Below are 26,128 nucleotides of genomic sequence, written 5' to 3' on the forward strand. Positions count from 1 at the left end.
CGTGTGCGGGTCTCAGGAATGGCGGGAGGAACGGCGCGGGACGGAGATGCCCCCGGCCGTTGCCGGCGGACGCCGGCTCAATGATGGCTCAACGCGTTGGACAACAGCCGCGCGGTGATGTCGACGATGGGAATCACCCGCTCGTACGACATCCGGGTGGGGCCGATCACGCCCAGGGTCCCCACGACCTTGCCGTCCACCCCGTAGGGCGCCGTGATGACGCTGACCTCTTCCATCGGCACGAGCTGCGAGTCGCCGCCGATGTAGATCTGGACGCCCTGCGCCCGGCTCGAGACGTCCAGCAGCTGCATCAGGTCGGTCTTTTTCTCGAACAGCTCGAACATCCTCCGCAGCTTGTCCATGTCGGCGGTGATGTCGGACACGCCCAACAGGTTCAATTCACCCGAGATGACGACGCTGTCGTCCTCGGTGGCCGCCTCGGCGCTGGCATCCACCGCCAGCTCCATCAGCCGGGAGATGTCCTCGCGCAACTGGCTCAGTTCCCGCTGGAGGATCTGGCGCACGTCCTCGAACGACTTGCCGCTGAAATGCTGGTTGAAGAAATTGGCCGCCTCGGTCAGCTCGGTCGAGGAATAATCCCGCTGGACCATCAGCATGCGGTTCTGCACGTCGCCCTCGGGCGTCACGATGATCAGGAGCACCCTGGTGTCGGACAGCCGGATGAACTCGATCTGGCGGAACATCTGGCTGCGCTTGGGCGACATCACCACGCCGGCGAACTGGGTCAGCTTGGACAGCAGCGAAGCCGCGGCCGCGATGACGCGCTGCGGTTCGGCCGAAGGCAGCAGGGTCTGGATGTGGGTGGCCTCGGAGACTTCGTAGGGCTGCACCGTCAACAGCGAGTCGACGAACATCCGGTAGCCTCGGGGAGTGGGGACGCGCCCGGCGGAAGTATGGGGGCTGTGGATCAGGCCATGGTCCTCGAGGTCGGCCATGACGTTGCGGATCGTGGCCGGCGACAGGTCGAAGACCTTGGAGAGCGTGCGCGAACCGACAGGCTGTCCGTCGGTGATGTAACGCTCGATGAGAGCTTTCAACAATGTACGTGCGCGATCGTCCATAAAGGGATTGTACCCCCCCTACGCGCTTACGCGCGCCCCCCCGGGGGGGGCGGCACTGGCGGACCGGCGGAGCCGGATCCGCAGTGCCCTGGCAACTGCCAGGCTGATAGGGGCCGGGGTTCTTTAGAGGAACGGCGTTCAAGGTGGGTGAACGGATTGAGTATTGGGAATGGCAAAAAGGACCACATGGGGCCCCGTTGGGGGGTCTCCCCTCATATAATGCCTGCATGCATTTTCCCATCGTCGCCCTCGTCGGCAAATACCACGATACCGGCATCGCCGCGCCGTTGCGCGCGGTCGCGCAGATGCTGCGCGATGCCGGACGCGAGGTCGTGTTCGAGAAGGACACCGCCACCAATATCGGCGTCCTGGACTACCCCTCCGCCACCGTCGAGGAGATCGGGCAGCGCGCGTCGCTGGCCATCGTCATGGGGGGCGACGGCACGATGCTGGGGGTGGCGCGGCAGCTGGCGCCCTGGGACGTGCCGGTGGTGGGAATCAACCACGGCCGGCTGGGATTCATCACCGACGTCCCCATCGAGGATGCCGGCACCGCCATCGCCGGCATCCTCGACGGCCAGTTCGAGTCGGAAACCCGCACCCTGCTGGCCTGCAGCGTCATCCGGGGCGAAACCACGCTGGTCTCGGCGCTGGCCTTGAACGACGTGGTGCTGAGCCGGGCCGGCCTGGGCGGCATGCTGGAAGTCACGGTGCAGGTGGATGGCCTGTACATGTCCAAGCAACGCGCCGACGGCCTGATCATCGCCACGCCCACGGGATCGACGGCCTACGCGCTGTCGGCCAACGGCCCCATCCTGCATCCGTCGCTGCGCGGGCTGGTGCTGGTGCCGGTGGCGCCGCAGGCGCTGTCGAACCGGCCGATCGCGATCCCGGACGACTGCACGATAGACATCACCCTCACCCGCTCTCCGGGGGGCCGCGACGAAAGCGCCAGCGTGCACTTCGACATGCAAAGCTGGTCGTCGCTGCAGGAAGGCGACCGCGTCCTGGTGAAACGCGCCGAACATACCATCCGCTTCCTGCACCCGGCCGGATACAGTTATTTTTCCACCCTGCGGCGCAAGCTGCACTGGAACCAGATTTCCGGCACCGCGATCGACTAGTCTTTCCCGCCCCTTCCACCGGCCCCATTCGTATGCTGCGCGCCCTGCACATCAACGATTTCGTGATCGTCGACCAGACCGAGGTCGAATTCGGCCCCGGCTTCACCGTTTTCTCCGGCGAAACGGGCGCCGGCAAGTCGATCCTGATCGATGCGCTGGCGCTGGCCCTGGGCGAACGCGCCGATGCGTCGGTGCTGCGGGAAGGCGCCAGTCGGGCCGAGGTCAGCGCGGTGTTCGACGTTCCGCCGGCCCTGCTGGACTGGCTGGCCGAACGCGAGCTGGACACCGACAGCCTGGTGCTGCGGCGAGTCATCGATGCCCAGGGCCGCAGCCGCGGCTACATCAACGGCGTACCCGCCACCCTGACCCAGCTGCGCGAATTGGGCGAGCACCTGGTCGACATCCATGGCCAGCACGCGCACCAGAGCCTGCTCAAGACCGATTCCCAGCGCGACATGCTGGACGACCACGGGGACCACGGCGCCTTGCGGCGCGAGGTGGCCCAGGCCTGGAAGGCCTGGCGCGAGCTGGCGCGCAGGCTCGAAGCCGTGGAACGCGACGCGGCCTCGCTGCAGCAGGAGCGCGAGCGCCTGCAATGGCAGGCCGACGAGCTCGACAGGCTGGCGCTGAAGGACGGCGAATGGGAGCACCTGCAGGCCGAGCACGGCAGGCTGGCCCATGCCCAGTCGCTGATCGACGGCGCCAGCCAGACCATCGCCGCCCTGGAAGAAGACGATGACGCCGCCCATGCCCGCCTGGCCGCCGCGGCCCAGCGCATCGGCCAGCTGGCGGTGCACGACGCCGCGCTGGCACCGGTGTCCGAGGCGCTGGAATCGGCCCGTATCGCGTTGCAGGAAGCCGTCTCCGACCTGAACAGCTATCTGGGGCGCCTGGAGCTCGACCCCCAGCGCCTGGGCGAAGTCGAGGCGCGCCTGCAGGCGGTGTTCGACACCGCCAGGAAGTTCCGCCTGCAACCGGAGGAATTGCCCGAACGGCATGCCACGCTGCTGGCCCAGCTCGAGACCCTGAAGGAAGCCGAGGACGTCCAGGCGCTGCGCGCCAGGGCCGAAGCCGCCAAGGCCGCCTACGACGCCGCCGCCGCCAAGCTCGGCCGGGCCCGCAAGAAGGCGGCCGGCTCGTTGTCCAAGGCGGTGACCCAGGCCATGCAGACGCTGGCCATGACCGGCGGCCGCTTCGAGGTCGCGGTCGAGCCGGCCGACCCCGGTATCCACGGATCGGAGGCCATCGAATTCCGCGTCGCCGGACATGCGGGCACCACGCCCCGTCCGCTGGCCAAGGTGGCGTCCGGGGGCGAACTGGCGCGGATCTCGCTGGCCCTGTCCGTCATCGCCAGCCGCGCAGCGCGGGTTCCGACCCTGATCTTCGACGAAGTCGACACGGGCATAGGCGGCGCGGTGGCCGAGGTGGTGGGCAGGCTGCTGCGCGAACTAGGCAGTTTGCATCAAGTATTGTGCGTCACCCACCTGCCCCAGGTCGCCGCTTGCGGCAATACGCACCTGCGGGTCGACAAGCGCCAGGAGAAAGGCGCGGCGATCTCCACGGTCAATCGGCTGGACAGGGGGGGACGGGTGGACGAGATCGCCCGGATGCTGGGCGGCATAGAGATCACCGCCACGACGCGCAAGCATGCGCGGGAAATGATAGGCAACAACTGAGGCGGGCCAGCGCCCGCCCCTTGCCTGCCTTCAGCGGCTCTTGGCGCAGTTCTGGCAGATGCCGTAGAGCGACAGCGCGTGCCCGGTCAGCACGAAGTTGTGATCCTTGGCGATCTTCTGCTGGCGTTTTTCGATTTCCGCGTCGAAGAACTCCTCGACCTTGCCGCAATTGGTGCAGACCAGATGGTCATGGTGGTCGCCCTCGTTCAGCTCGAACACGGCCTTGCCGCTGTCGAACTGGCTGCGGACCAGCAGCCCGGCCTGCTCGAACTGCGTCAGCACGCGATAGACCGTGGCCAGCCCGATCTCGACGCTTTCGCCGATCAGGGCCCGATAGACGTCTTCGGCGCTCATGTGGCGCACTTCGGCCTTGCGGAAGACATCCAGGATCTTGAGCCGGGGAAAGGTCGCTTTCAGGCCTATACTTTTGAGTTCGCTTTGATCTGTCATGATGATCCCTTCTGAAAGCGGTTTCGTGTGTCGGTCCCCGCTGGACGGCGGGAACCGGCGTGGGTGCTGGGTCTTCGAGCCCAGTCAGCCATCTGGCGCGCGACACGCGCATGGCGCGGCGCTCCGGCATGGAAGGCGGCGGGACGGCCCGGCTCGGCGCACGAAGCGCCCTGTTACCCGTCCCGCGGCAGCCGTCCTGAAGTGCCGGGAAAGCCCCGGAAAAGCCCAGGCAATCCCCGAGGGCTTTATGATAACGGTTTCCCCAATCAAGACGAGTGCGGATCTGTGCCAAACGCTCTGATTTCCTTCATCCACGGCCAAGCCGGCACCTTGCGGCGGCTGGCCCCGGCCGCGCTGCTGGGCCTGGCGGCATGCAGCTCGGTCAACAACTACGTCCCGAACTTCGTCAAACCCTACCGGGCCGACGTCCAGCAGGGCAACTGGCTGACCCAGCAACAAGTGGAGCTGCTGCGCCCCGGCATGACCCGCGAACAGGTGCGTTTCGCCCTGGGCAGCCCTACCCTGACCAGCATTTTCCATTCCGACCGTTGGGACTATCCGTACCTGTTCACGCCGGGCCACGGGCAGACCGAGGAACGGCGCTTCACCGTCTATTTCGTCAACGACCGGCTCGAGCGCTGGACCGGCGATGAACAGCCCGCCCGCCAGCCGTTCCAGCAGAAGGACACGCGCAAGGCCCTGGGCGCCATCACGCAGCCGGCCCAGCAGGCCCCGAACGCGGCGCCCCTGACGGTCGAGGGCAACGCCGCCTCTCCCAGCCTGGACCCCGGTTCCGCGCCCGCCGTCGCCACGCCGGTCGCTCCGCTCGCGCCTCCCGCCGCACCGCCCTCCGGCGACGCGGCCCCCGCTCAACCCGCCACGAATACCAAGGAATGACCTCGATGCGTATCGCCATTGCCGGGGCTACCGGCCGCATGGGCCACATGCTGATCGAAGCCGTGCTCGCCGCCCCCGACCTGGAACTGGCCGTCGCGCTGGACCGCGCAGGCAGCCCCGCCATCGGCCACGATGCCGCCGAGTTCCTGGGCAAACAAAGCAAGGTCATCATCACCGACGACCTGGACGCTCTTGCCCAGGCCGACTGCCTGATCGACTTCACCCGACCCGAGGCCACGCTGGCCCACCTGGAAGCCTGCCGCCGCCACGGCGTCAAGCTGGTCATCGGCACCACGGGCTTCGACGAAGCCGGCAAGGCCGCGATCGCGGCGGCCGCCGACAAGGTCGGCGTGGTCTTCGCGCCCAACATGAGCGTGGGCGTGAACGTCACCCTCAAGCTGCTGGACATCGCCGCCCGCATCCTGAAGGACGATTACGACGTGGAAGTGTTCGAGGTCCACCACAAGCACAAGGTGGATGCTCCATCCGGCACGGCGCTGAAAATGGGTGAAACCGTGGCGCAGGCCTGGGGCAAGCCGCTGTCCGAGGTGGCCGAGTGGGCCCGCCATGGCGACACCGGAGCCCGCAAGCACGGCACCATCGGCTTTTCCTCCGCCCGCGGCGGCGACGTGGTGGGAGACCACACGGTCTTCTTCTGTGGCCCGGGCGAACGCATCGAGATCACCCACCGCTCGAGCAGCCGCGTCAACTACGCCGAAGGCAGCCTGCGCGCCGCCCGCTATCTGGCGGACAAGTCGGCCGGCCTGTATGACATGCAGGACGTCCTGGGTCTGAGGTCCCCCCCTACGCGCTAACGCGCGCCCCGCAGGGGGCGATGCGGGTGGACCGGCAAAGCCGGATCCACCGCATCCTGGGTCTGGGTGCGGACGTCTCGGGGCGGAGCGCCGCATCCCCTCAACGGTGCTGGCGGACCGGCAAAGCCGGATCCGCTGTGCCCTGGCAACGGCTAGAACGGCCTCTTATGGGGCCGTTTTGCTTTTCAGGGTCCATTGATGGCCTTGTTCTTGGCTTCTACGGCGATGACCAGGCGCTGGGCCATCTGGGGCAGCGGGACGATCTCGTGGACGGCGCCCAGGGCGATGGCTTCGCGAGGCATGCCGAAGACCACGCTCGACGCTTCGTCCTGGGCAAGGTTGTAGGCGCCGGCCTCGCGCAGCGTCAGCATGGCCCGCGCGCCGTCCTTGCCCATGCCGGTCAGCATGACGGCCACGGTGCACGCCCCCGCCGCGCGGGCGGCCGACAGGAACAGGACTTCGACCGAGGGACGGTGGCGATTGACCGGCTCGCCCTCGGACAACTGCGCGTGATAGCCCAGCAGCGGCAGCGGCCGCACCGCCAGGTGCGCGTGGCCGGGAGCCACATAGACGTGCCCTGGATGCAGCCGTTCGTTGTGCTCGGCTTCCTTGACGCGCAGCGGCGTGTGCTTGTCCAGGCGCTCGGCGAAGCTGCGCGTGAACCCGGGCGGCATGTGCTGGGTGATGACGATGGGCGGCAGGTCGGCGGGCAGCGCTTCCAGCAGGTCGCGCAGCGCTTCGGTGCCGCCCGTCGAGGCGCCGATGGCGACCAGCAGCCTGCGGTCGTATTGGGACGGCGGAGGCGCGCGGCCGTCGGCGGGCCGGTGGTGCTCGTCGGTCATGGATGCGCTCAGCCCGGCTGCCTGGCGTAGACGGTACGCCCCTGGAGCACGAAGCGCTGCTGCCCCTGGGAAAAGCTTTCGGAATGCCCGACGAACAGCAGGGCTCCGGCCGGCATCAACCCGGCCATGCGCTCGACCACCCGCAATTGCGTGGGGCGGTCGAAATAGATGAGGACGTTGCGGCAGAACACCGCATCGAGCGGCCCGCGCACCGGCCAGGCGGGATCCAGCAGGTTCAACTGGCGGAAATTCACCAGCGCGCGCAGTTCGGGCCGCACGGCGTACAAGCCCTCGGCTTCCTCGATGAAGTAGCGCCGCGCCTGCTGGTCGGGCACCTTGGCCAGTTGATCCCGCCGGTACACGGCCTGGCGCGCGGTGGCCAGCACATGGGTGTCCAGGTCGGTCGCCAGGATGCGCACCGGCGGCGCCAGGGTCCCGAACACCTCGGCGGCCGTGATGGCCAGGGTCCAGGCCTCTTCGCCCGTGGAAGCGGCCGCGCACCAGAGTTGCAGGGTCTGGCCCGGGCGCTCGGCGGCCAGCCGCTTCAGGTAGGCGGCCAGGATCTGGAAATGGTGGTTCTCGCGGTAGAAATACGTGAGATTCGTGGTCAGCGCGTTGACGAAGTATTCCCATTCAGGCGCGCCGGCGCGCAGGCCCTCCAGGTAGGCGCTGAAGGACGGACGGCCGGTCGCGCGCAGCCGCCGGGCCAGCCGGCTGTAGACCATGCTGCGCTTGGCGTCCGACAGCGAAATGCCGGTGTGCTGCCGCAACAGGGTCCGTATCCGGTCGAAATCCTGGCCGCTGAAGGCGAATTCGGTGCCGACGAGAGAGTCGGCCGTGCCCGGCATGGCGTCGGTCATGGCCAGGAGGCTGGTTCTGGAAGTCACGCTTGGCCCTAAAGGAAAAGCCCCCACGCTATCATTGACGGGATTATCGGCAACACTTACTGATTCATTAAGCAATGTTCAATCGCGGCCCCGTCTCCGTGCAGAACGCCAGCCCCCCGCAGGCCGGCCTGCCTCGCTTCATGACGGCCGCGCCCGGCCAGGCCCCGGCCGCGCTGGGCCCCGACGCCCGCGAAGCCTCGCAACTCGCCATCCTCTTCATCGAGGACTCGCTCGCCGACTTCACGCTGATGCGCGCCGTGCTGGTCGACGCGGGGCTGAACGTCACGGCCCAGTGCGTGGACACCGAAACGACCATGCGGCAGGCCTTGGCCGAACGAGCCTGGGACGCCATCATCAGCGATCATTCCCTGCCGACCTTCAGCGGCCTGCGCGCGCTGAAGGTGGCCAAGGAAGTCGGGTTCCGCGGCCCCTTCCTCATCGTGTCCGGCGCCATCGGCGAGGAAACCGCGGTCGAGGCTATGCGGGCCGGCGCCGACGACTATGTCATGAAGAACAACCTGCGCAGGCTCCCTCCCGCGCTGGAACGCGGCCTGCGCGAAGTGCAGACCCGCGACCAGCGGCAACGGGCGGAAACCGCGCTGGCCTCGGCCCACGATCAGCTGAACGCGGTCTTCTCGGCCACGCCGGTCGCCCTGTTCGCCATCTCGCGCGAGCGTACCGTCACCATGTGGAGCCCGGCCTGCGAAGACCTGACCGGACTGGGCTCGGCCGACACGCTGTCCCGCTCGTTCGCCCTGCCCTCGCAGCCCGACACCTGGAAGCTGCTGACCCTGATCGCCCCGGCGCTGGACGGTTCCGAGGTACGCGGCCTGCCGTTCAGCATAGAAACCCGGGGCGAAAAGCGCGAGTTGCTGGTATCGGCCAGTCCGCTCAGCGGTTCTCCGCCTTCGGGATGCGTGGTCGCGCTGTCCGACGTCACTCACCTGGCCCATGCGCAGGCGGAACTCAGCCGTTCCGAAAGCCAGCTGCGCGAACTCTCCCGCCACACCGAGCGCGTGCGGGAGAACGAACGGGCCGAACTCGCGCGCGAGATCCACGACGATCTGGGCGCCCTGGTCACCCGGATACGCGCCGACCTCGCGCTGGCCCGCCGCCGCTCCCGCGAAAAGGAAACGGCGCAGTTGCTGGACGAAGCCGAACAGATGGTCGCTTCGCTGGGCGAGGCCATCTCCCGTATCGCCCGGGCCATGCGGCCGCCCGTGCTCGACTTCGGCATCGTTGCCGCGATCGAGTGGCAAGCGCGCGATTTCGCGCAGCACACGGGCATCACCGTCAACGTCCACACCAACCAGGACGACCTGGCGCTCGAACTGGAGCAATCCATCGCCGTCTTCCGCATCTTCCAGGAAGCCCTGACCAACGTGTTCAAGCATGCGCAGGCCACGCGCGTGGACGTCGACCTCTTCGCCGACGACAGCACCCTCAGCCTGGAAGTCCGCGACAACGGCATCGGCCTGTCGTCCGACGCGCTGCGCAAGGGAACGTCGTTCGGCCTGCGCGGCATGATGGAACGCGTCCACGGCCTGGGCGGCTGGATGGACATAGGCGGCGCGCCCCAGACGGGCACGCCGCCTTTCCGAGGAACCACACTCATGATTTCGATCCCGTTGAATCCCCCTACGCTCTCCCTGCCTGGCGGAAAATCCCCCCACCACGAGCCGGAGGACCAGGAATGATCCGTCTGGTGCTCGCCGACGACCACGCCATCGTGCGCTCCGGCCTGCGGCAGATCGCGCAGGCCGAGGAAGGCATATCGGTGGTCGGAGAAGCGGCCGATTGCGGCGACCTGCTCGACGTGCTGCGCAAGACCGAGGCCGACGTCGTGCTGATGGACATATCCATGCCCGGCAAGAACGGGCTCGAAGGGCTCAAGCAGGTGCGCGAACGCTGGCCGCGCATCGCCGTGCTCATGCTCAGCATGTATCCCGAGGACCAGTACGCGGTACGCAGCGTCAAGGCCGGCGCGGCCGGCTACCTGCACAAGAACTCCCCGCCCGAAACCGTGATCGAGGCCATCCGGACCGTCGCGCGCGGCAAGAAATACATCACGCCCGAACTGGCCGAACAACTGGCCACCCACCTCAGCCAGGGCGACGAGCGCCCGCCGCACGAATTGTTGTCCGACCGCGAATACCAGACCATGGTGATGATCGCCTCGGGCCGCACCCTGACCCAGATCGCCGAGGAAATCTCCCTCTCGCCCAAGACCGTCTCGGTCTACCGCGCACGCCTGCTCGAGAAGATGAAGCTCAAGAACAACGCCGAGCTGACCCACTACGCGCTGAAACACAAACTGGTGGAGTAGAGGCCCCCCCTACGCCCTTCGGCCCCCCCCAGGGGGCGAAACCGGCGGACTGGCAAAGCCAGATCCGCGGTTTCCTGGGTCTAGGGAAACCATCTTGGACTGAAGTACAGTTGCTATCGCTGGCAGCCAGCGATAGCACCGGTGCAACAACCCAAGACAACCCCACTAGACCCAGGATGCGGTGGATCCGGCTCCGCCGGTCCACCCGCATCGCCCCCTTGAGGGGGCCCGCGTAGCGGGTAGGGGGTGGGCTTCCCTAGGGGGTCTCTATACTTCCGATGGCCTCCCGGCCGTCGTCGGTGTAGGCCAGGTCCTTGAAAGTCAGGGCGCGGGCCATGGCGATGCCTCGGCCGTGCATGTCGAAGGCGCGGTCGGGAGAGATTTCCAGGTAGGTTCGCCAGTCGAAGCCGGGGCCCTGGTCCCTGACGCGGAAGCGGATGCGGTCGGGTTCGCGTTCGAAGCTGACGCTGGCGATGCGGTCCCGGTACGGGACCAGGGACAGCCGCCGCTGGATCTCCGCCGCCCAGCGGCCTTCCATGCTCAGGCGCCCCTTGTCGGCGAAGCCGATTTCCAGGTTGCCGTGTTCGACCGCATTGACCATCAGTTCGGCCAGGCCTATTACCGCCACTTCGGGCGCGGGACACAGCTTGGCCAGGAAGAAGGCCAGTTGCCGGGCCTCGGCCAGGGACACGAAGCCGAAGCTGGCCTGCCGCATGTGGGCGAACACATCGTGCACGTCGGACAGGCGCCGGCGCAGGCCCTTCTGCCGCGCGCGGAACTCGATGGCCGCGCTGACGACCGCGATCAGCATGTCGTGCTCGTACGGCTTGGTCAGGTAGTAGTAGGCGCCCCGGTGTATGCCCTCGAGCACGTCGGCGGGGCGCGCGGCCGCGGTCTGCATGATGACCGGGACATCGGCCAGGCGGCGGTCCGCGCGTATGCGGGTCAGGAGCTCGATGCCGTCCAGTCCCGGCATCATCCGGTCGAGCACGATCAGGTCATGGTCGATGCCCGGGTCCTGCAGCACGTCCCAGGCCTGGATGCCGTCCTGCACGCACCGGAGCCGATAGCGAGGATCGGACAGGTGCTCGGAAATGATTTCCAGGTTGAGCGGCTCGTCGTCGACGACGAGGATGTTGAACGGTTCCTGCGACATGAAGCATCCGGTGTGGCCAGGTGAACGCGCCGGCAGCGCCATCGCGTCCATCCGCCGCCGGATCCTGCCTGCTTACAGGAAATTGAAAATGGACATCCGGGCGATCTGCGTATAGGTCTGCTGCGCGGCCTGCACAGTGTACGTGCGTTTGGCCAGTTCGCCGGTCAGTTCCGTCATGGTCTCCAGGTCGGACCCCACCACGCGGGAGATCTCGCCGGTGATCTGGTCGCCGCGGGTTTCGCCCGCGGTGGTGGCCGCCTCGATCTCGGTCAGGCGGCTGCCGATGGACGAGCGAGCCTCGAGCAGCCGGTTCATGGCCGAGTTCAGGTTCAGGTTGACCTCGTACAGCGCGTTGGCCCGCGAGACGGATTCGGTCGCGGAAGCCGGCTGGCTCAGGGCGGCGATGGCCTGGTCCAGCGTATCGAATACGCTTTGCGAACGAGACGGGCCGAAGCTCAGCGTGTCGCCTTCGGCCGGCCGGCCGCTGATGCCGATCTGCACACCGGCGATATCTATCGCCTGGCCGTCCTCGCCCAGGGTGCCGGTGCCCACCTCGGCCCCGTCCTTGTCCGAAACGGTATAGGCGCCGTCGGCGTCGAACTCGATGGTGTACGGACCGTAGGCCGCCGCGGCCGACCAGGCCTGGCGGTCGGTGACCGTACTGGCGGTCAGCGTCGCGCTGCCGGTATTGCCGCTGCCGGCGCCGACATCCAATCCGTTGCGGCCGGTGGGGATGTCGCCGAACAGGTAATTGCCGCTGAAGCTGACGTCGATCACGCGGTTGGGGCCGATCTGGCTCTGGCGCACGCCGGCATCGCCTTGGTAGACCACGCCCGAGGCGTTGCGCACGAAAGGCTGGCTGTCGCGCTTGTAGCCGGCGAAGATGTAGTTGCCGTTCTCGTCCTGGGTATTGGCCACGCTCATCAGCTGGTCGCGCAATTCTTTGAGATCGGCCAGGATGGATTGCCGGTTTTCCTCGTTCAGCCCGCCGCCGCCCGCCTGCACGACGCGGGTCAGCGCCAGTTGCAGGGTGCCGCCCGCCTCCACCAGATAGTTCTCGGTGCCCTCGAGCAGGCCCTTGGCGTCCGCCTGGTTCTTCAGCATCTGTTCGTTGGCCTTGAGCGTGGCGTCCAGCGCCACTTCGCGGCCGGCCGCGACCGGATCGTCGGACGGACTGAGCAGCTTGCGCTGGGCGGAGAGCTGCTGCGAGACCTGCAGCAGTGCGCTCTGCTGGCTGGTGATGGCCCGGATGCTGTTGTCGTAGAACTGGTTGGTGCTGACTCTCATGGCGGTCCGTAGGCGTATCGTTAATGGATGGCGGCGAGCAACTGGTCGAAGAGCTCGGAAGACATGCCGAGCACCTTGCCGGCGGCGGCATAGGCCTGCTGGTAGCGCAGCAGGTTGGCTCCTTCTTCGTCCAGGTTCACGCCCGACAGCGACTGTTCGCTGGCCACCGCCTGGTCGAAGGCGGTCTGCTGCGCGGCCTTGCTGATGTTCAGCGAAGCCGCGCGCGTGCCGACGCTGGAGATGAGCCCGGCATAGGAATCGGTCAGCGTACTGCCCCCGGCGATCTTGGTGGTCCCCAGCCCGGCCATGGCCAGCGCGTTGCGGTTGTCGCCCGCGGGGGCCCCCGGGTCGGCCTTGACGGTGATCCGGTCCCCGGCGGCCGGGATGCCGGACACGTCGAAGGCCCAGCCGTTGTACGAAATGGTCTGCTGCGGCGGCTGCAAGGAACCCGTCGACAGGACGCTGCCGTCCTCGCCCAGCAGCTCGTAGCCCGTGGCGGACGTGAAGCGGACGGTGACCGAAGTGCCGTAGTCGGGGCTGCCCGACTCGACCGAGCGCAGGCGCGACGCCTGCGCCGTGCCGGTATTGGTGTCCGCCGTCACCAGGCCCATGGGGGCGGCGGCGGCCAGCTTGCCGGGATCGGCCAGGGTCACTTCGACGCCCGCCGCGGCCTGGCTGGCGACCTTGATGGTGAAGGTGTCCCCGTCGGCCAGGCCGCCGTCGGCCAGGCCGATGCTCAGGCCGTCCACGTTCTGCGGCAGCGACGAGAACGGGCCCAGTTCGGTACCGTCGTCGAGCCGGGTCACGACGTACTCGCTACCCACCCGGGTCAGCTGATAGTCGCTGCCGGTCAGCGAGCGCGTGTCGGCGATGCCCACCGCCAGCCGCGCATCGCCGGTGTTGCCGCGCTGTCCCACGGCAACGGGGTTGCCGATGCGGAACAGGGCCTGGCCCGGCTGGCCGTTGCTGTCCATGCCGAATTGCTGTTGCTGGTTGTAGGCCGCCGCCATGGCAATGGCCAGGCGCCCCAGTTCGGACTGGGCCTGGGCCAGCTCGTTGTCGCGGAATTGCAGCAGTGCGCCCAATTGGCCGCCGTCGATGTCGTCCTGCTTGAGCTGCATGGTGTGGCTGCCGACGGTCAGCGACAGGCTGGTACCCGTGGGCGACGCCGGGTCGCGAGTGTCGATCCGCAACTGCGCGGCCACCTGCTCCATGACCAGCGGCTGGCCGTTGGTCAGATAGACGTTGATGCTCGTGCCCTGGGTGCTGGTGGTGATGCCCGTCAGCCTGCCCAGCTCGCGCACCAGTACGTCGCGCTGGTCCAGGAGGCCGTTGGGCGCCTGGCCCTGGCCGGTGCCATAGGCGTCGCCGATCTTGGCGTTGTAGGCGGCGATGCTCTGCACCAGCTGGTTGATCTGTCCCACCGTGGCGCTGGCCTGGTTGTCGATGCCCTGGCTCAGGGTGGAGAGATCCTCGCTGATGGCGCGAAAACGCGCCGCCGTCGACTGCGCCGCCGCCAGCGCGGCCTGCCGCGACGCGGTCTCGGCGGGATTCTGGCTGAAGCGGCCCAAGGCCGAATACAGCGCGTTCAGGCTCTGGTTGATCCCGGTGTCCACCGACCCGAGCCGGTTGATCAGGCCGCTCATCTGGTCCGAATAGGTAGAGAGATAGCTGAGCGTCGATGCCGACTGGCTGGCCTGGCTGGACAGGAAATCGCTGTAGGCGCGCTGGACCGTGACGACGTCCACTCCCTGCCCGAAATAGCCGGCGCCGCTGAAGTTCGACATGGCCGACTGCAGCATCACCTGCTGGCGCGAGTACCCGGGCGTCCCCTGGTTGGAGATGTTGTTGGCGGTCACGGCCAGCCCGGCCTGGGCGGCGCGCAATCCGGTCAATGCGATGTTGGCGATGTTCGTGGTCATGGTTTCATGCGGGCTGCCTGGCGTGCGCGGCGGCGCCATGCACGGCTGATGTCTCTCTTAACGGACGCCGGCGTCCAAGCTTGAGCATGCCGGCGGCCTTCTGCCCGGTCGGGAACGGATCCGCCGCTAGACGACGATCTGCATGGCCCGCCGGATGGTGCTGCCCAGCTTTTCGGCATACCTGGGGTCGGTCGCGTAGCCGGCCCGCTGCAGGCCCTGCGCGAACTGCTCCGCGCTGCCGGCCGATTGCAGCACCTTGGCGTAGCGGGGATTCGACGCCAGCAGGCGTGCGTAGTCCTCGAACGCCTGCTCGTAGGAGTCGTAGGCGCGGAACTCCGCCGTCACGCGCTCCGGCGTGCCGTTGCGGTATTCGGTCGTGCGCGTGCGCACGGTGCGGCCGTCCCAGCCCGTGGCCTTGATGCCGAACAGGTTATGGCTGGCCTCTCCCTGGGCGCCACGGATCTCCCGTCGTCCCCAGCCGGACTCCAGGGCGGCCTGGCCCAGGATGTAGGCGGCGGGGATCCCCGTCGCCGCTTCCGCGCGTCTGGCCGCGGGCAGGAACTTCCCCAGGAACTCGGCGCGCACCTCTTCCGCCGACCCGGGCGCGGCACGCGTTTCGGCCGCTGGCCTGGCGGCCGCCGCCGGGGGCGGCGCATAGACGGCCTGGGTGCCGAACCGGCCGTTCTGGATGCGCCGCGGGGAGGCCGATCCCCCCGCCAGCGCCGCGGCTTCCATCCCGCCTATCATGCCGCTGGTCGCCGTGGCAGGGGTGCCCGTGGCGCGGCCCCGCGCCAGCTCCAGGGTGGACATCGACAGCGGCAGTCCGGTGCGGCGCAGGGACTCCGGCGACACGACAGGACGCGTCAGTTGTTTCTCCAGCATGTCGGCCAGCCCCAGGCCGCTGCGCGCCGGCGCGGGACCGCTGCCCGCCTCGGCCACGCCAGCCAGCTTCTGCGCCAGCTGCTGGTCCAGCATTCCCCGCCAGGTCTGCGAGGCGGGACTGTTCAGCGCCTGGGCCAGCGGACCATCGCCCGCCATCGACGACTGGCGCATCTGCGACAGCAGCATCTGGGCGAACTGGGCCTCGAACTGGCGGGCGGCCTGCCTGACGGTACCCGCCTGGTCGCGCCGCGCCTGCAGCTTCAGGTTTTCCAGCGAGCGGGCATCGATCGCCATGCCGCCCCGCTGCATCGCGCTGTCCATCTTGGTCATCAGATGATCTCCAGTTCAGCGGTCAGCGCACCCGCGGTCTTGAGCGCCTGGAGGATGGAGATCAGGTCCTGCGGCGTGGCGCCCAGCAGGTTCAACGCCTTGACCACCTCCGCCAGCTGGGCGCCGCCATCCAGGTGCACGATGGCGCCGCCGCTCTGCTTGATCTCGATGTCGGCACGCTCGGTCACCACCGTCTGTCCGCCCGAGAAAGGCGCTGGCTGGCTGACCACCGGCGCCGCGCTGACCGTGACGCTCAGGTTGCCGTGCGCGACGGCCACCGGCGCCAGGCGCACGCTCTGGTTCATCACCACCGAACCGGTACGCGCATTGATGACGACGCGCGCCGGCGCGCGGCTGCCCGCCACTTCCAGGTCCTCGACCTGCGCCATGAAGGCGACCCGGGCGTCGGGAGACGAAGGCGCGCGCAACTCGATGACCCGGCCGTCGAGCGCGGTCGCGGTGCCCGGACCGATGCGGCGGTTGATGGTCTCCACCATCGCGCGCGCCGTCGAGAAATCGGCCGTGGTCAATTCCAGCCGCAGGGCGCCGTCGTCGGAGAACGGCGTCGGCACGTCGCGCTCCACCGTGGCGCCGGCCGGAATGCGGCCCGCGCTCAAATGATTGATCTGGGCGCGGCTGCCCGCCGCCGACGCGCCCGCCCCGCCCACCGACACGCTGCCCTGGGCCATGGCATAGACCTGTCCGTCCAGCCCCTTGAGCGGCGTCAGCAGCAGCGTGCCGCCGCGCAGGGACTTGGCGTTGCCCATGGAGCTGACCGTCACGTCGACCTGCTGGCCGGGCTGGGAAAACGGCGGCAGCATGGCGGTCACCATCACCGCCGCCACGTTCTTGAGCTGGAGCCGCGTGCCGGGAGGAACGTTGATGCCCAGGTTGGACAACATGGACATCAGGGACTGGGTGGTGAACGGCGTCTGCGTGGTCTGGTCGCCCGTGCCATCCAGGCCCACGACCAGGCCGTAGCCCACCAGCTGGTTGTTGCGTACTCCCTGGACATTGGCCAGGTCCTTGACCCGCGCCGCCTGGGCCGCCGGCACGAGGAACGCGCACAGCAGCGCCACGGCCAGGCGCAGGCAGGCGGCGGTGAACGGATGACGATTCATGATGCGCGCGCTCAGAACGGCAGGAACGAGTAGAAGAAACGCGACAGCCAGCCCACCGTCTGGGCTTCGTCGATCGCGCCCTGCCCCCGGTATTCGATGCGTGCGTCGGCAACCTGGGTCGAACTGACCGAATTGCCGCCCACGATGTGGGCCGGATTCACCACGCCGGAGAAGCGCACGCGTTCGGTCTCGCGATTGGTGCCGATCTGCTTTTCGCCCGAGACGCGCATGTTGCCGTTGGACAGCACCTCGACCACGGTCACGGTGATCGTGCCCGACAGGATGTTGGACGCGCCGGTCTCGCCCCGGGCGTTGAAGCGGTTCTCGCTCTCGCCTTCCACGCCCAGGCCGCGCAGGATGCCGGACCCTGGCAGTTTGTTGATGGAAGGGATTCCGGCCGATGCCGAAGCCGAGCGCTGCGCCGAGGTATTGTTGCGCTGGGACGAATTGATGTGCTCTTCCAGCCGCACGACCAGCGTATCGCCGATGTTGCGCGCCCGCACATCCTCGAACAGCGGGCGATAGCCGGGTGCGGAACCGAATATGCCGCCGGTGGGCCGGCGATTCGCGTTGTAGGCCACCGGGTCCAGCGGCCGGGCGGTGGTCGGCCCGTCGATGTCTACCTTGGGCGTGGCGCACGCGGCCAGCCCCGCCAGGATCGTCATCCCGGCAAGGGCCCTGGCGCCACGGACACGACGGGGCCTGAACGCTTGCTTCATCCCGCCTTCCTCAGAGCTGCGAGATGCGCTGGAGCATCTGGTCGGCGGTGGTGATGGCCCGCGAGTTGATCTCGTACGCGCGCTGGGTCTGGATCATGCCGACCAGTTCCTCGACCACGTTGACGTTGGACGCCTCGACATACCCCTGGTTGATCAGGCCCGCCCCGTTCAACCCCGGCACGTTGACCACCGGCACGCCCGAGGCCGCGGTCTCGCCGAAAAGATTCTGGCCCAGCGGCTGCAGGCCCGGCGGATTGATGAAGGTGGCCAGTTGCAGCTGGCCCAGCTGGACCGGCTGGGTCTGGCCCGCCACCGTCGCGGTCACCACCCCGTCCTGGCCGATGGCGACTTCCTTGACGCCCTCCGGCACCACGATGCCCGGATCGATGACCAGGCCGTTGTTGGTCACGAGCTGGCCCTGGCTGTCGATCTGGAAGCTGCCGTCGCGCGTGTAGGCCAGCGTGCCGTCGGGCAGTTGCACCTGGAAGAAGCCGGCGCCGTTGACCGACAGGTCGAAGCTGCTGCTGGTCTGCTGCAGGGCACCCTGCGCATAGTTGCGCACCGTGGCCACGGGCCGCGATCCGGTTCCCAGCGTCAGCCCCGCGGGCACCTGGTTCTGCTGCGTGGTCTGCGTGCCGGCCGGCCGCATGGTCTGGTAGAGCAGGTCCTCGAACACGGCGCGCGAACGCTTGTAGCCATTGGTGCTGACGTTGGCGAGGTTGTTCGAGATGACGTCCAGCTGGGTCTGCTGCGCATCCAGGCCGGTCTTGGCGATCCAGAGGGAACGCATCATGATGTTCGATCCTTATCGCGGCGTGCGCCGCACTACGCAAAATTCCTTCACCGCCCGGGGAGGCCCCGCGGTCAGGTCATGCTCAATATCTGTGTGGCCGAGCGCTGGTTCTGGTCGGTGTTCTGCATGAGCTGTATCTGCACGTCGTAGTGACGCGCCGCCGCGATCATGCCCACCATGGTCTCCACCGCGTTGACGTTGCTGCCCTCGAGCATGCCGCCCGCCACGCGCACCCCGTCGGCCGCCGGCGCGATGCCGCCCTGGCGCAGGCGGAAAAGGCCGTCCGCGCCGCGCGCCAGCGTATTCCCCGGCGGGTTCACCAGCTTGAGGTTGGCGATCTGGGCGGCCTGCACCCGGTCGACCTCGGGGACGGAGGAGATCGAGCCGTCGGTATTGACCTGCACCTTGGTATCGGGCGGAATCAGGATGGGCTCGCCGTTCGGATCCAGCACCGGGCGCCCGGCCGCGTCGACCAGCATGCCGTCCGCCGTGGTCTGGAAGCCGCCCGCGCGGGTATAGGCCTCGCCGCCATCCGCCGTGCGCACGGCGAACCAGCCGTCGCCCTGGATCGCGACGTCCAGTTCGCGCCCGGTCGCCATCATCGCGCCGGCCGACAGGTCTGCGCCGGGTGTCGATTCCACCGCATAGGCCCGCGTCCGCAGGCCCGGGCCGCCGACCACCGGCGCCGTCCGCTGGGCCGCGATCTCGGCGCGGAACCCCGGCGTCAGCGCGTTCGACAGGTTGTTGGTCTGCACGTCCTGGCGCCGCATCAGTTCGCGGGCGCCGGTCGCGGCAATGTAGAGGGCCCTGTCCATCAGCGCATGTTGACCAGGGTCTGCATCAGCGAATCCTGGGTCTTGATCGTTTGCGCGTTGGCCTGGTAGACCCGCTGGGCGGTGATCATGTTCACCAGCTCGCCGGTCAGGTCGACGTTGGCATCCTCCAGCGCGCCGGAAGTCACGGTGCCGAAGTTGCTCGAACCCGGGACGCCGATGCGCGGGCCGCCGGACAAGATCGTTTCCAGGAAATTATTGCTGCCGGCCGAGACCAGGCCCTGGGGATTGACGAAGGACACCAGCGTGATCTGGCCCTGCGCCCGCGATTGCTGGTTGGAGTAGTTGGCCTTCAGGATGCCGTTCTCGTCGATCGTGAAGCTGGTCAGGCGGCCCGAGGTGTAGCCGTCCTGGCGCTGCAGCTCGTTGCTGAAGGCCTGGCCGGTCTGCGAAGTGGACGCCATGTTGTAGTTGATGCTCAGCCCGGTCGCGCCGGTGCCCAGCGTGGCGGCGTCGACGTTGACCTGGAACACGCCGTTGTTCGAGGCAGCCAGGTCGATCTTGCCCGATGCGTCGAATACCAGCGGCGCGCCGTTCGGCAATCCGTCGCCGTCCGTGTCGGTGTTGGTCACCTTGCCGTTCAACGCGGTATAGACCTCCCACTGGCCCGGTCCACGCTTCACGTAGAACGTGGACAGCGTGTGCGTATTGCCCAGCGAGTCATAGACCGCGATGGACGTGGCATGGGTGTAGGTGGTCGAGTCCTCGGGATTGAACGGCTTGACGATGCGGTCGATCGCGTCGGCGCGGGAATCGAGCACCGAGCCTTGCGTGACCTCGGAGGTGCCGCGTGCCTCGATGGAGCTGACCGTCAGCCGCAACGGCTGGGGCTGGGCGGCATTGATGTTGCCGTTGGCGTCGGCGACATAGCCCGTCAGGCGCAGGCCGTTGGCGTTGACCACATAGCCGTTGGCATCCAGGTGGAACTGGCCGTTGCGCGAATACACGATGGACCCGGCGTTGTCCATGCGGAAGAAGCCTTCTCCCGAGATGGCGACGTCGAACGGATTGGACGTGACCGAGATCGCCCCCTGGGTGAACATCTGGGTGACGGAGTTGAGCTTCGTACCGATACCGATGTTGTTCGAGTAGGTGCCGAGCACCGTCGACGCGTAGACGTCGGCGAACTCGGCGCGCGCGGCCTTGAAGCCCACGGTGTTGGCGTTGGCGACGTTGTTGCCGATCACGTCGAGGTTCTTGCCGGCGGCGTTCAGGCCGCTCAATGCCTGTTGGAAGCTCATCGCTGGATTCCTTGCACTATCTGATTTGTATCCGGAAGCGGGGCGGGACGCGCCGTACTACCAGACCTGGTAGACGTCGGACAGGTTGACGAGATTGCCCTTGGCATCGACCACCGTGGTCGAGCCCGAGGACGGACGCACCGAGGTGATCTGGGTCACGCTCAGCGGCGGCGCCGCCCCCACCTTGGTGCCTTCTCCGACCTGCACTTCGAACTTGTAGTCGCCGTCGGGCAGCGTGTCGCCCTTCGCATTCTTGCCGTCCCAGGTGAAGGCATGCACGCCGGCATCGACGTCGGCCAGCTTCTTGCGCGCGACCTCGATGCCGTCGGCGTTCTTCACGACCAGCTCGGCGCTCTCGACCGGGATGCTGAGCACATAGCCGCCTTCGGCCTTGCCGTCGGCCAGGGTCAGGCCGTCGCCGGCCAGCATGACCTTGCGGCCGATCAACGATGCCGCCTGGGTGGCCTGCAGGCTTCCCATGCTGTAGCCCAGCCACTGCATGGTCGTGTTGAGCTGGCTGATGCCGGTGACCGTGCTGATCTGGGCCAGCTGCGACGTCAGCTCGGCGTTGTCGAGCGGGTTGAGCGGGTCCTGGTTGCGCATCTGCGCGGTCAGCATGGTCAGGAAGCGGTTGGACAGCTCCTCCGCGGACGACGCGGCCAGGGAGTTGCCCGAGGCTCCGGCCCCGGTGTTGCTGTTGACGTTGGAAACGGCCATGCGGATTCCTTGCTAAAGGGCGCCCGTTCCGCGGGCGGCCCGGCGTCTGGGGCTAGGTGCCCAGCGTCAGTGTTTTCTGCATCAAGGTCTTGGCGGTGTTCATGACCTCGACGTTGGTCTGGTAGGCGCGCGAGGCGGCGATCATGTCGACCATTTCATCGACGACCTCGACGTTGGGCATGCTGATGTAGCCCTCGGCGTCTGCCATGGGATGCTTCGGATCGTAGATGCGCTTGGGCGGCGAGGGATCGGTCAGCACTTCCCTTACGCGCACGCCGTTGCCGCCGGCCACGGCGCCCGGGACGAGATAGGACTCGAACACCACCTTGCGGCCACGGTAGACCTGGCCGTCCGGCCCGCTCACGCTTTCGGCGTTGGCGAGATTGCTGGCCACCGCGTTCAGGCGCTGGCTGTTGGCGGTCAGTGCCGAACCGGCGATCTCGAATGCCTTGCTCATGGACATGGGGATAGTGCCTCGTTCAGTTGTTCTGGATCGCACGCTGGAGCGTCTGGACCTGCCCGTTCAACATGCGCAGCGCGGCGTCGTAGCGCAGCGCGTTGTCGGCGAAGCGCGTGCGCTCCAGGTCCGGATCGACGGTATTGCCGTCGATCGAGGCCTGCGTGGGCGTGCGGTACTTCAATGCCACCGGCAGGCCGTCCCCGGCGTCGCCCCGCAGGTGCCGGGCATCGGTGGCGGCCATCCGCAGCGGCGCCTGCGCGGCATCGGGCTCCGGCGTGCCCGTGGCGGCCCGCAGCGCGGCGCCGAAATCGAAGTCCCGCGACTTGTAGTTGGGCGTCTCGGCATTGGCCAGGTTGGCCGCCAGGACCTCCTGGCGGCGGGCACGCAGCTCCAGGGCTTGCGCGTTGAACATCAGTTCGTCGCCTATGCGGCTGATCACATGACCTCCTGTCCTTGCGTGCGGTACCGGGCCCTTTCGCAGGTATCGCCATTATTCGGATTCCCTGCCATGAACAAAGGCGGAGTAAGGCATCTTTTTCATCCTTGTTTTCACCTTCCGGCCGCCCGGGGCGCGATAGAGTGTCGCGTCCCTCGAAAATCCCGGAGAGCCGCTCCATGAAACGGTCCGGCCGCGCGACCGTCGCGGCGCTCCTGCTGGCCTGCCTGGCGCAGCTTCCCGCCTGGGCGGATACGCCCGGCACCTCGCCGTCCGCCGCCGACCTGCTCGAGCGCGGCCGCCAGTTGCTCGAAGCGCGCGCCGCCGCCGCGGCCGCCACGCTGGGCGGCCGCCTGGACATCCACATCCAGGAGCAGGCCGCTGAACGCATCGCCCAGGCCCCCTGCGCGCCCCAGGTGTTCCTGCCTGCCGGCGGCAGGCCCACCGGCAAGACCTCGATCGGCCTGCGCTGCGCGCACCAGCCCTGGCAGATCCGCATCCCGGCCGAGGTCGCGCTGCTCGTGCCCGTGCCCGTTCCCAGCCGCCCCCTGCCCGCCGGGACCGTGCTGCGCGAAAGCGACTGGTCGCTGGCCGAGGTGAACGTGGCGGCCTGGCCCCGCGGCGTCGCCACCGATCCACGCCAGCTCGAGGGCTCGACCGTCACGCGTCCGCTGAAGGCGGGCGAACCCATTCCGCCATCGGCCGTGCAGTCGCGTGCCCACCTCGGACCGGGAGACCCCGTGCAGGTGGTGCTGACTGGAGCGGGCTTCGTCATCAAGGCCACCGGCCGGATGCTGCACCCGGCCAGCCCGGGCCAGACGGCGCGCGTCCAGCTCGATTCGGGCCGCACCGTGGCGGGCATCCTGCGCGAGGACCGGGAAATCGAAGTCAATCTCTAGGGCATGTTCCCCGGGCGGCGCCGGCTCTTGAAGCCGCCCACGCAGTGCTTACATCCTGTAGCGCAATACGCCCGCGCCCGGCGCGCCGATGCTAAAGTTCGGGACGCAGGCGCCGATAATTGCCTCATCTGCCGGGGTTGGCGCGACCACTCCACAGCGGCAGCAAGATGGAGTCAACGTGAAGATCACCCCAAAGGGTCCCGATTCAATCAAGGTTTCCCGGTCCGCCCCAGGCACGGAAGCCCGTCCCGCGACGCCCGCCCCGGCGCCCGCCGGCGGATCGGGGCTCGACCAGGTCCAGCTGTCGGCGCTGGCCACCAACCAGGTGCCGGCGGGCGAAGCTCCCTTCAACGCCGAGAACGTCGAGCGCATCAAGCAGGCCATTCGCAACGGCGAATTCACCGTGAACGCCGAGGTCGTCGCCGACCGCCTGCTGGAAATCGAAAGCGGCCTGGCGCGCTAATCATGACCCCCGACGAATTCTCCCAGATCGTCGAACGCTGCTGCGCCGCCGGCAAGTCGCTGGCCCAGGCCGTCGCCGGCGCGGACACCCAGCGCATCGACGCCGCCACCCAGGACCTCAGCCTGCGCGTGCTGGAAGTGCAGCGCGCCATCCCGCGTGCCCTGCCCGGCCTGCAGGCCGCCGAGCCGCAAGTGCGGCAGGCCTGGCGCGAACGCCTGGCCGAAGCAGCGCTCCCGTTGAAAATAGGCGCCGAACTGTCCACGCTCAATACCGTGTCGGCCTCGGCCCGCTACGCTGCACTGGCGCGCATCAGCGGGGCCGAGCTGTCCTACTCCGCCTCCGGCCAGTTGTCGCGCTGAACACGAGCCTCAGCGCCCCCACTCCTTCAGGCGCGTGCGCAAACGCGAAACCGCCTGCGAATGCAACTGGCAGATCCGCGACTCGGTCACGCCCAGCACCGCGGCGATCTCCTTGAAGTTCATTTCCTGCTCGTAGTACATACCCATCACCAGCTTTTCGCGCTCGGGCAGGCGCTCAATGCCGTTCACCACCGCCTCGCGGAAACGGCGGTCCGACAGCCTCGATTGAGGATCGCCCGAACCGTCGGCGGACATATGCCGATCCAGGTAGTCGTCGGCATCCTCGCCACTCTCCAGATCCTCGTAGTGGAACAACTGCACGCCGCGGGCATCGACCAGCATCTGCTGGTACTCGGCCAGCCCCACCTCCAGCTCGGCCGCCATCTCGGTGTCGGTGGGCGAGCGGCCGAGCTTCTGCTCGCTGCGATGCATGGCCGCCTCGATCTTGCGCTGGACCTGCCGGACGCTGCGCGGCAGCCAGTCGCCCCGGCGCAGCTCATCGAGCATGGCGCCGCGTATGCGCTGGGTCGCGTAGGTTTCGAACTGCGCGCCCAGCCCTTCCTCGAAGCGGCCCAGCGCATCCAGCAGGCCCAGCATGCCGGCCTGTATCAGGTCCTCGATCTGCACGCTGGCGGGCAACCGTGCCACCATGTGATGGGCCATCCGGCGCACCATGGGCACGTACTGTTCGACGTTGGTCTCGCGCGCCAGGGTTCCTTCACGCGTATACATTCATCTCTCGCGGGGAAAATTCGGGACGGGGGTGTCCCATGGTCAGGCCTGCGCCGGCTGCGACGATGCGGACTCCACCGGCGGCATCGCGGCCGCGCACGCCCAGTCGAGCTCCTCGGCCTCCAGCGCGAACACCGGCGCGTTGCGCACGCGCAGCGCCCGGTGCACCAGCAGCCGCGCGTTGGCGACATGGATGTCCTCGGGCACGCGCTGGCCGTTGGTCATGTAGTGCAACGGCACGCGATGGCGGATGGCCGCGTCCAGCACGCCGCCCAGGCGCACGGCTTCGTCCAGCTTGGACACCACCATGCCCGCCAGCCCGCCGGCCGAATAGCCGTTCACGATGTCCTCCGCCTGCTCGGCATGCGAGCCACCGGGCATCACCAGCAGCCGCTTGACTCCTTCGCCAGAGATGGCCTGCAGGTGGCGCGCGATCTGCGTATCGCGCTGGCTCATGCCTGCCGTGTCGATCAGGACCAGCTTGCGGTCCGCCATGCTGGCCAGGAGGACGTCGAGATCGCTGGCGCCCTTGGCCGCATAGACCTCGACGCCGAGAATGCGGCCGAAGGTGTGAAGCTGGTCCACCGCGCCGATCCGGTTCTGGTCGGTCGAGATCAATCCCAGCGCGCCAGCGCCGTACCTGACCACGCAGTGGGCCGCGATCTTGGCGGTGGTGGTGGTCTTGCCCACCCCCGTGGGGCCGACGATGGCGTAGCGCCCGCCCTGGGCGACGATGCTGGCTTCGGCGTCGACGCAGGCAAGATTGCGGACCAGCACTTCGGCCAGCCAGCGCTCGACGTCGTCCACGCCCTGGGAGGCCGGCAGGCGCGACGCGACGCTGCGTGCCAGCTCCGGCGTGAAACCGCAGTCGACCATGCGCCGCCACAGCTCGCGGCGCAGCGGGTGGCGCTGGGTGCTGTCGCGCCAGGCCATCGCGTCCATCTGGTGCGCCAGCCAGCCGCGCATCGAGCGCATCTCGCTGACGATGGGATCGGCTACCCGGCTCGCCAGTTCGGCGCGATCCTGTTCATCCAGCCTGGCGGTCACCGTCGCGGGAGCCGCCGGCTTGGCGGGCGCAGCCTGCCCCGTGGGCCGCGCCGGACGATCGGCAGTCCCGTTGGCGCGGGGCGCCGCGCGCCGGTCCGCGGCCGGACGGCTCACGCCCAGGCGCAGCACGGGCTTGTCCGCGCCGCCGTCGGCGGCGGCCACCGCCATGGCGTGCGCCGGATCGGCATAGTCGCCGCCCGCGCGTACCAGGTGCGGAATCTGGCCTTCCTGCAGGCGCGGCCATTCGACGCGCGGCGGCTCGGCCGCGGCGGCGTCCGGCTGCGCCTGGGTGGCCGGTGTCGCGCGCCCGGGCGTCTCGTCATGCTGCGCCAGCACCCGGGCCGCCGGCGACAGGCGCACCGATTCGTCCTCCATGTCGTCCCACAGGGCCGGCCGGGCAGCCTGTTCCTCCCGAGAAGGATCGACTGCCGACGCCGAGGCGACGGCCACGTGGGCCACCTCGCCCGCGACCTCGTCTGCCGTGGGCATGTCCTGCGCGCGGATGCCGACCACCTCGACCCCTGCCGTGGTACGCCGGGTCGACACGATCATGGCATCGGCGCCCAGGGCTTCGCGCATCATGCGCAGGCAATCCCGCGTGGAGGCAGCAATGAATTTGCGGAACTTCATGG

The 26,128-nt window shown here is 68.2% G+C and carries 26 protein-coding genes and 1 pseudogene; 9 read left to right on the plus strand and 18 right to left on the minus strand.

Annotated elements, in window-relative coordinates; all coding sequences use genetic code 11:
- Nucleotides 1-77: 77 nt before the first annotated feature.
- Nucleotides 78-1,082: a heat-inducible transcriptional repressor HrcA gene (hrcA, locus tag CDO46_RS26025; protein ID WP_087841460.1), complete on the minus strand. Its 1,005-nt coding sequence runs from the start codon at nucleotides 1,080-1,082 to the stop codon at nucleotides 78-80.
- A 227-nt stretch (nucleotides 1,083-1,309) separates the two neighbouring features.
- Between hrcA and CDO46_RS26030 the strand changes: the two genes are divergently transcribed.
- Nucleotides 1,310-2,206 carry an NAD kinase gene (locus tag CDO46_RS26030; protein WP_087841461.1) on the plus strand — a complete coding sequence of 299 codons (897 nt, stop codon included), beginning with the start codon at nucleotides 1,310-1,312 and terminating at the stop codon, nucleotides 2,204-2,206.
- Between the two features lie 32 nt (nucleotides 2,207-2,238).
- Entirely contained in the window at nucleotides 2,239-3,882 is a 1,644-nt protein-coding gene (recN, locus tag CDO46_RS26035) for a DNA repair protein RecN (RefSeq protein ID WP_087841462.1), read from the plus strand.
- Nucleotides 3,883-3,912: 30 nt separating this feature from the next.
- Here the strand turns inward: recN and fur are convergent, their stop codons facing one another.
- On the minus strand, nucleotides 3,913-4,332 hold the full coding sequence (gene fur / locus CDO46_RS26040; RefSeq protein ID WP_087841463.1) for a ferric iron uptake transcriptional regulator: 420 nt from the start codon (nucleotides 4,330-4,332) through the stop codon (nucleotides 3,913-3,915).
- Between the two features lie 354 nt (nucleotides 4,333-4,686).
- Here fur and CDO46_RS28745 point away from each other — a divergent pair, with 354 nt between their 5' ends.
- A complete protein-coding gene (locus CDO46_RS28745; protein ID WP_243724592.1) occupies nucleotides 4,687-5,229 on the plus strand; it encodes an outer membrane protein assembly factor BamE in 543 nt (180 codons plus the stop codon).
- Between the two features lie 5 nt (nucleotides 5,230-5,234).
- Complete coding sequence (dapB, locus tag CDO46_RS26050; RefSeq protein WP_087841464.1) at nucleotides 5,235-6,044, plus strand: 4-hydroxy-tetrahydrodipicolinate reductase; 810 nt, start codon at nucleotides 5,235-5,237, stop codon at nucleotides 6,042-6,044.
- Nucleotides 6,045-6,229: 185 nt separating this feature from the next.
- Here the strand turns inward: dapB and CDO46_RS26055 are convergent.
- Together CDO46_RS26055 and CDO46_RS26060 are read right to left on the minus strand one after the other, a co-directional pair.
- Nucleotides 6,230-6,817 (minus strand): annotated as a pseudogene (locus CDO46_RS26055) (CheB methylesterase domain-containing protein); the annotation flags it as partial.
- A 77-nt stretch (nucleotides 6,818-6,894) separates the two neighbouring features.
- Entirely contained in the window at nucleotides 6,895-7,773 is an 879-nt protein-coding gene (locus CDO46_RS26060; RefSeq protein WP_243724575.1) for a protein-glutamate O-methyltransferase CheR, read from the minus strand.
- Nucleotides 7,774-7,847: 74 nt separating this feature from the next.
- Here CDO46_RS26060 and CDO46_RS26065 point away from each other — a divergent pair, with 74 nt between their 5' ends.
- Together CDO46_RS26065 and CDO46_RS26070 are read left to right on the plus strand one after the other, a co-directional pair.
- Complete coding sequence (locus tag CDO46_RS26065; RefSeq protein ID WP_087841466.1) at nucleotides 7,848-9,470, plus strand: response regulator; 1,623 nt, start codon at nucleotides 7,848-7,850, stop codon at nucleotides 9,468-9,470.
- Complete coding sequence (locus tag CDO46_RS26070) at nucleotides 9,467-10,099, plus strand: response regulator transcription factor (protein WP_087841467.1); 633 nt, start codon at nucleotides 9,467-9,469, stop codon at nucleotides 10,097-10,099. The genes CDO46_RS26065 and CDO46_RS26070 overlap by 4 nt, the downstream gene beginning before the upstream one ends.
- Before the next feature lie 256 nt (nucleotides 10,100-10,355).
- Here the strand turns inward: CDO46_RS26070 and CDO46_RS26075 are convergent, their stop codons facing one another.
- From CDO46_RS26075 to flgB, 12 genes are all read right to left on the minus strand, one after another.
- On the minus strand, nucleotides 10,356-11,255 hold the full coding sequence (locus tag CDO46_RS26075; RefSeq protein ID WP_087841532.1) for a response regulator: 900 nt from the start codon (nucleotides 11,253-11,255) through the stop codon (nucleotides 10,356-10,358).
- 72 nt (nucleotides 11,256-11,327) lie between these two features.
- Complete coding sequence (gene flgL, locus CDO46_RS26080) at nucleotides 11,328-12,542, minus strand: flagellar hook-associated protein FlgL (RefSeq protein ID WP_087841468.1); 1,215 nt, start codon at nucleotides 12,540-12,542, stop codon at nucleotides 11,328-11,330.
- Between the two features lie 20 nt (nucleotides 12,543-12,562).
- Entirely contained in the window at nucleotides 12,563-14,464 is a 1,902-nt protein-coding gene (gene flgK, locus CDO46_RS26085) for a flagellar hook-associated protein FlgK (RefSeq protein WP_165963219.1), read from the minus strand.
- A 126-nt stretch (nucleotides 14,465-14,590) separates the two neighbouring features.
- Nucleotides 14,591-15,676, minus strand: coding sequence for a flagellar assembly peptidoglycan hydrolase FlgJ (gene flgJ / locus CDO46_RS26090; RefSeq protein WP_087841470.1), 1,086 nt, complete (start codon nucleotides 15,674-15,676; stop codon nucleotides 14,591-14,593).
- Complete coding sequence (locus CDO46_RS26095) at nucleotides 15,676-16,797, minus strand: flagellar basal body P-ring protein FlgI (RefSeq protein WP_087841471.1); 1,122 nt, start codon at nucleotides 16,795-16,797, stop codon at nucleotides 15,676-15,678. Before CDO46_RS26095 ends, flgJ begins: the two co-directional genes overlap by 1 nt.
- An 11-nt stretch (nucleotides 16,798-16,808) precedes the next feature.
- On the minus strand, nucleotides 16,809-17,516 hold the full coding sequence (locus tag CDO46_RS26100; RefSeq protein WP_087841472.1) for a flagellar basal body L-ring protein FlgH: 708 nt from the start codon (nucleotides 17,514-17,516) through the stop codon (nucleotides 16,809-16,811).
- A 10-nt stretch (nucleotides 17,517-17,526) separates the two neighbouring features.
- Nucleotides 17,527-18,309: a flagellar basal-body rod protein FlgG gene (gene flgG, locus CDO46_RS26105; protein WP_087841473.1), complete on the minus strand. Its 783-nt coding sequence runs from the start codon at nucleotides 18,307-18,309 to the stop codon at nucleotides 17,527-17,529.
- A gap of 71 nt (nucleotides 18,310-18,380) precedes the next feature.
- Nucleotides 18,381-19,124, minus strand: coding sequence for a flagellar basal-body rod protein FlgF (gene flgF / locus CDO46_RS26110; RefSeq protein WP_087841474.1), 744 nt, complete (start codon nucleotides 19,122-19,124; stop codon nucleotides 18,381-18,383).
- Nucleotides 19,124-20,383 (minus strand): flagellar hook protein FlgE, encoded by a 1,260-nt coding sequence (flgE, locus tag CDO46_RS26115; RefSeq protein ID WP_087841475.1) that lies wholly within the window; start codon nucleotides 20,381-20,383, stop codon nucleotides 19,124-19,126. Before flgE ends, flgF begins: the two co-directional genes overlap by 1 nt.
- 57 nt (nucleotides 20,384-20,440) lie before the next feature.
- Nucleotides 20,441-21,100, minus strand: coding sequence for a flagellar hook assembly protein FlgD (locus CDO46_RS26120; RefSeq protein ID WP_087841476.1), 660 nt, complete (start codon nucleotides 21,098-21,100; stop codon nucleotides 20,441-20,443).
- A 52-nt stretch (nucleotides 21,101-21,152) separates the two neighbouring features.
- Nucleotides 21,153-21,563 (minus strand): flagellar basal body rod protein FlgC, encoded by a 411-nt coding sequence (flgC, locus tag CDO46_RS26125; RefSeq protein ID WP_087841477.1) that lies wholly within the window; start codon nucleotides 21,561-21,563, stop codon nucleotides 21,153-21,155.
- A gap of 16 nt (nucleotides 21,564-21,579) precedes the next feature.
- On the minus strand, nucleotides 21,580-21,999 hold the full coding sequence (flgB, locus tag CDO46_RS26130) for a flagellar basal body rod protein FlgB (protein WP_087841478.1): 420 nt from the start codon (nucleotides 21,997-21,999) through the stop codon (nucleotides 21,580-21,582).
- Nucleotides 22,000-22,175: 176 nt separating this feature from the next.
- Between flgB and flgA the strand changes: the two genes are divergently transcribed.
- The 3 genes from flgA to CDO46_RS26145 all read left to right on the plus strand — a co-directional run bounded on the left by flgA (nucleotide 22,176) and on the right by CDO46_RS26145 (nucleotide 23,717).
- Nucleotides 22,176-22,895, plus strand: coding sequence for a flagellar basal body P-ring formation chaperone FlgA (gene flgA / locus CDO46_RS26135; protein WP_087841479.1), 720 nt, complete (start codon nucleotides 22,176-22,178; stop codon nucleotides 22,893-22,895).
- Nucleotides 22,896-23,073: 178 nt separating this feature from the next.
- Nucleotides 23,074-23,358: a flagellar biosynthesis anti-sigma factor FlgM gene (gene flgM, locus CDO46_RS26140; RefSeq protein ID WP_165963218.1), complete on the plus strand. Its 285-nt coding sequence runs from the start codon at nucleotides 23,074-23,076 to the stop codon at nucleotides 23,356-23,358.
- Nucleotides 23,359-23,360: 2 nt separating this feature from the next.
- Nucleotides 23,361-23,717, plus strand: coding sequence for a hypothetical protein (locus CDO46_RS26145; protein WP_087841481.1), 357 nt, complete (start codon nucleotides 23,361-23,363; stop codon nucleotides 23,715-23,717).
- 9 nt (nucleotides 23,718-23,726) lie between these two features.
- On the opposite strand, the gene CDO46_RS26150 is transcribed toward CDO46_RS26145, so the two are convergent.
- Both CDO46_RS26150 and flhF read right to left on the minus strand, forming a co-directional pair.
- Nucleotides 23,727-24,449: an RNA polymerase sigma factor FliA gene (locus CDO46_RS26150; protein ID WP_087841482.1), complete on the minus strand. Its 723-nt coding sequence runs from the start codon at nucleotides 24,447-24,449 to the stop codon at nucleotides 23,727-23,729.
- 42 nt (nucleotides 24,450-24,491) lie between these two features.
- Entirely contained in the window at nucleotides 24,492-26,126 is a 1,635-nt protein-coding gene (gene flhF / locus CDO46_RS26155) for a flagellar biosynthesis protein FlhF (RefSeq protein WP_087841483.1), read from the minus strand.
- Nucleotides 26,127-26,128 lie beyond the last annotated feature (2 nt).

This window comes from Pigmentiphaga sp. NML030171 (genome assembly GCF_002188635.1).
Lineage (GTDB): Bacteria > Pseudomonadota > Gammaproteobacteria > Burkholderiales > Burkholderiaceae_B > Pigmentiphaga > Pigmentiphaga daeguensis.

Bases quoted from the DNA above. Each gene is read 5' to 3' on its own strand.
- flgG (WP_087841473.1), bottom strand. From the start codon at position 18,309: ATGATGCGTTCCCTCTGGATCGCCAAGACCGGCCTGGATGCGCAGCAG.
- flgA (WP_087841479.1), top strand. From the start codon at position 22,176: ATGAAACGGTCCGGCCGCGCGACCGTCGCGGCGCTCCTGCTGGCCTGC.
- CDO46_RS26145 (WP_087841481.1), top strand. From the start codon at position 23,361: ATGACCCCCGACGAATTCTCCCAGATCGTCGAACGCTGCTGCGCCGCC.
- fur (WP_087841463.1), bottom strand. From the start codon at position 4,332: ATGACAGATCAAAGCGAACTCAAAAGTATAGGCCTGAAAGCGACCTTT.
- CDO46_RS26030 (WP_087841461.1), top strand. From the start codon at position 1,310: ATGCATTTTCCCATCGTCGCCCTCGTCGGCAAATACCACGATACCGGC.
- CDO46_RS26075 (WP_087841532.1), bottom strand. From the start codon at position 11,255: ATGTCGCAGGAACCGTTCAACATCCTCGTCGTCGACGACGAGCCGCTC.
- flgF (WP_087841474.1), bottom strand. From the start codon at position 19,124: ATGGACAGGGCCCTCTACATTGCCGCGACCGGCGCCCGCGAACTGATG.
- flgK (WP_165963219.1), bottom strand. From the start codon at position 14,464: ATGACCACGAACATCGCCAACATCGCATTGACCGGATTGCGCGCCGCC.
- flgC (WP_087841477.1), bottom strand. From the start codon at position 21,563: ATGTCCATGAGCAAGGCATTCGAGATCGCCGGTTCGGCACTGACCGCC.
- flgE (WP_087841475.1), bottom strand. From the start codon at position 20,383: ATGAGCTTCCAACAGGCATTGAGCGGCCTGAACGCCGCCGGCAAGAAC.
- CDO46_RS26150 (WP_087841482.1), bottom strand. From the start codon at position 24,449: ATGTATACGCGTGAAGGAACCCTGGCGCGCGAGACCAACGTCGAACAG.
- hrcA (WP_087841460.1), bottom strand. From the start codon at position 1,082: ATGGACGATCGCGCACGTACATTGTTGAAAGCTCTCATCGAGCGTTAC.
- CDO46_RS26095 (WP_087841471.1), bottom strand. From the start codon at position 16,797: ATGAATCGTCATCCGTTCACCGCCGCCTGCCTGCGCCTGGCCGTGGCG.
- recN (WP_087841462.1), top strand. From the start codon at position 2,239: ATGCTGCGCGCCCTGCACATCAACGATTTCGTGATCGTCGACCAGACC.
- flgL (WP_087841468.1), bottom strand. From the start codon at position 12,542: ATGAGAGTCAGCACCAACCAGTTCTACGACAACAGCATCCGGGCCATC.
- flgJ (WP_087841470.1), bottom strand. From the start codon at position 15,676: ATGACCAAGATGGACAGCGCGATGCAGCGGGGCGGCATGGCGATCGAT.
- CDO46_RS26120 (WP_087841476.1), bottom strand. From the start codon at position 21,100: ATGGCCGTTTCCAACGTCAACAGCAACACCGGGGCCGGAGCCTCGGGC.
- CDO46_RS26065 (WP_087841466.1), top strand. From the start codon at position 7,848: ATGTTCAATCGCGGCCCCGTCTCCGTGCAGAACGCCAGCCCCCCGCAG.
- CDO46_RS26100 (WP_087841472.1), bottom strand. From the start codon at position 17,516: ATGAAGCAAGCGTTCAGGCCCCGTCGTGTCCGTGGCGCCAGGGCCCTT.
- flhF (WP_087841483.1), bottom strand. From the start codon at position 26,126: ATGAAGTTCCGCAAATTCATTGCTGCCTCCACGCGGGATTGCCTGCGC.
- dapB (WP_087841464.1), top strand. From the start codon at position 5,235: ATGCGTATCGCCATTGCCGGGGCTACCGGCCGCATGGGCCACATGCTG.
- CDO46_RS26070 (WP_087841467.1), top strand. From the start codon at position 9,467: ATGATCCGTCTGGTGCTCGCCGACGACCACGCCATCGTGCGCTCCGGC.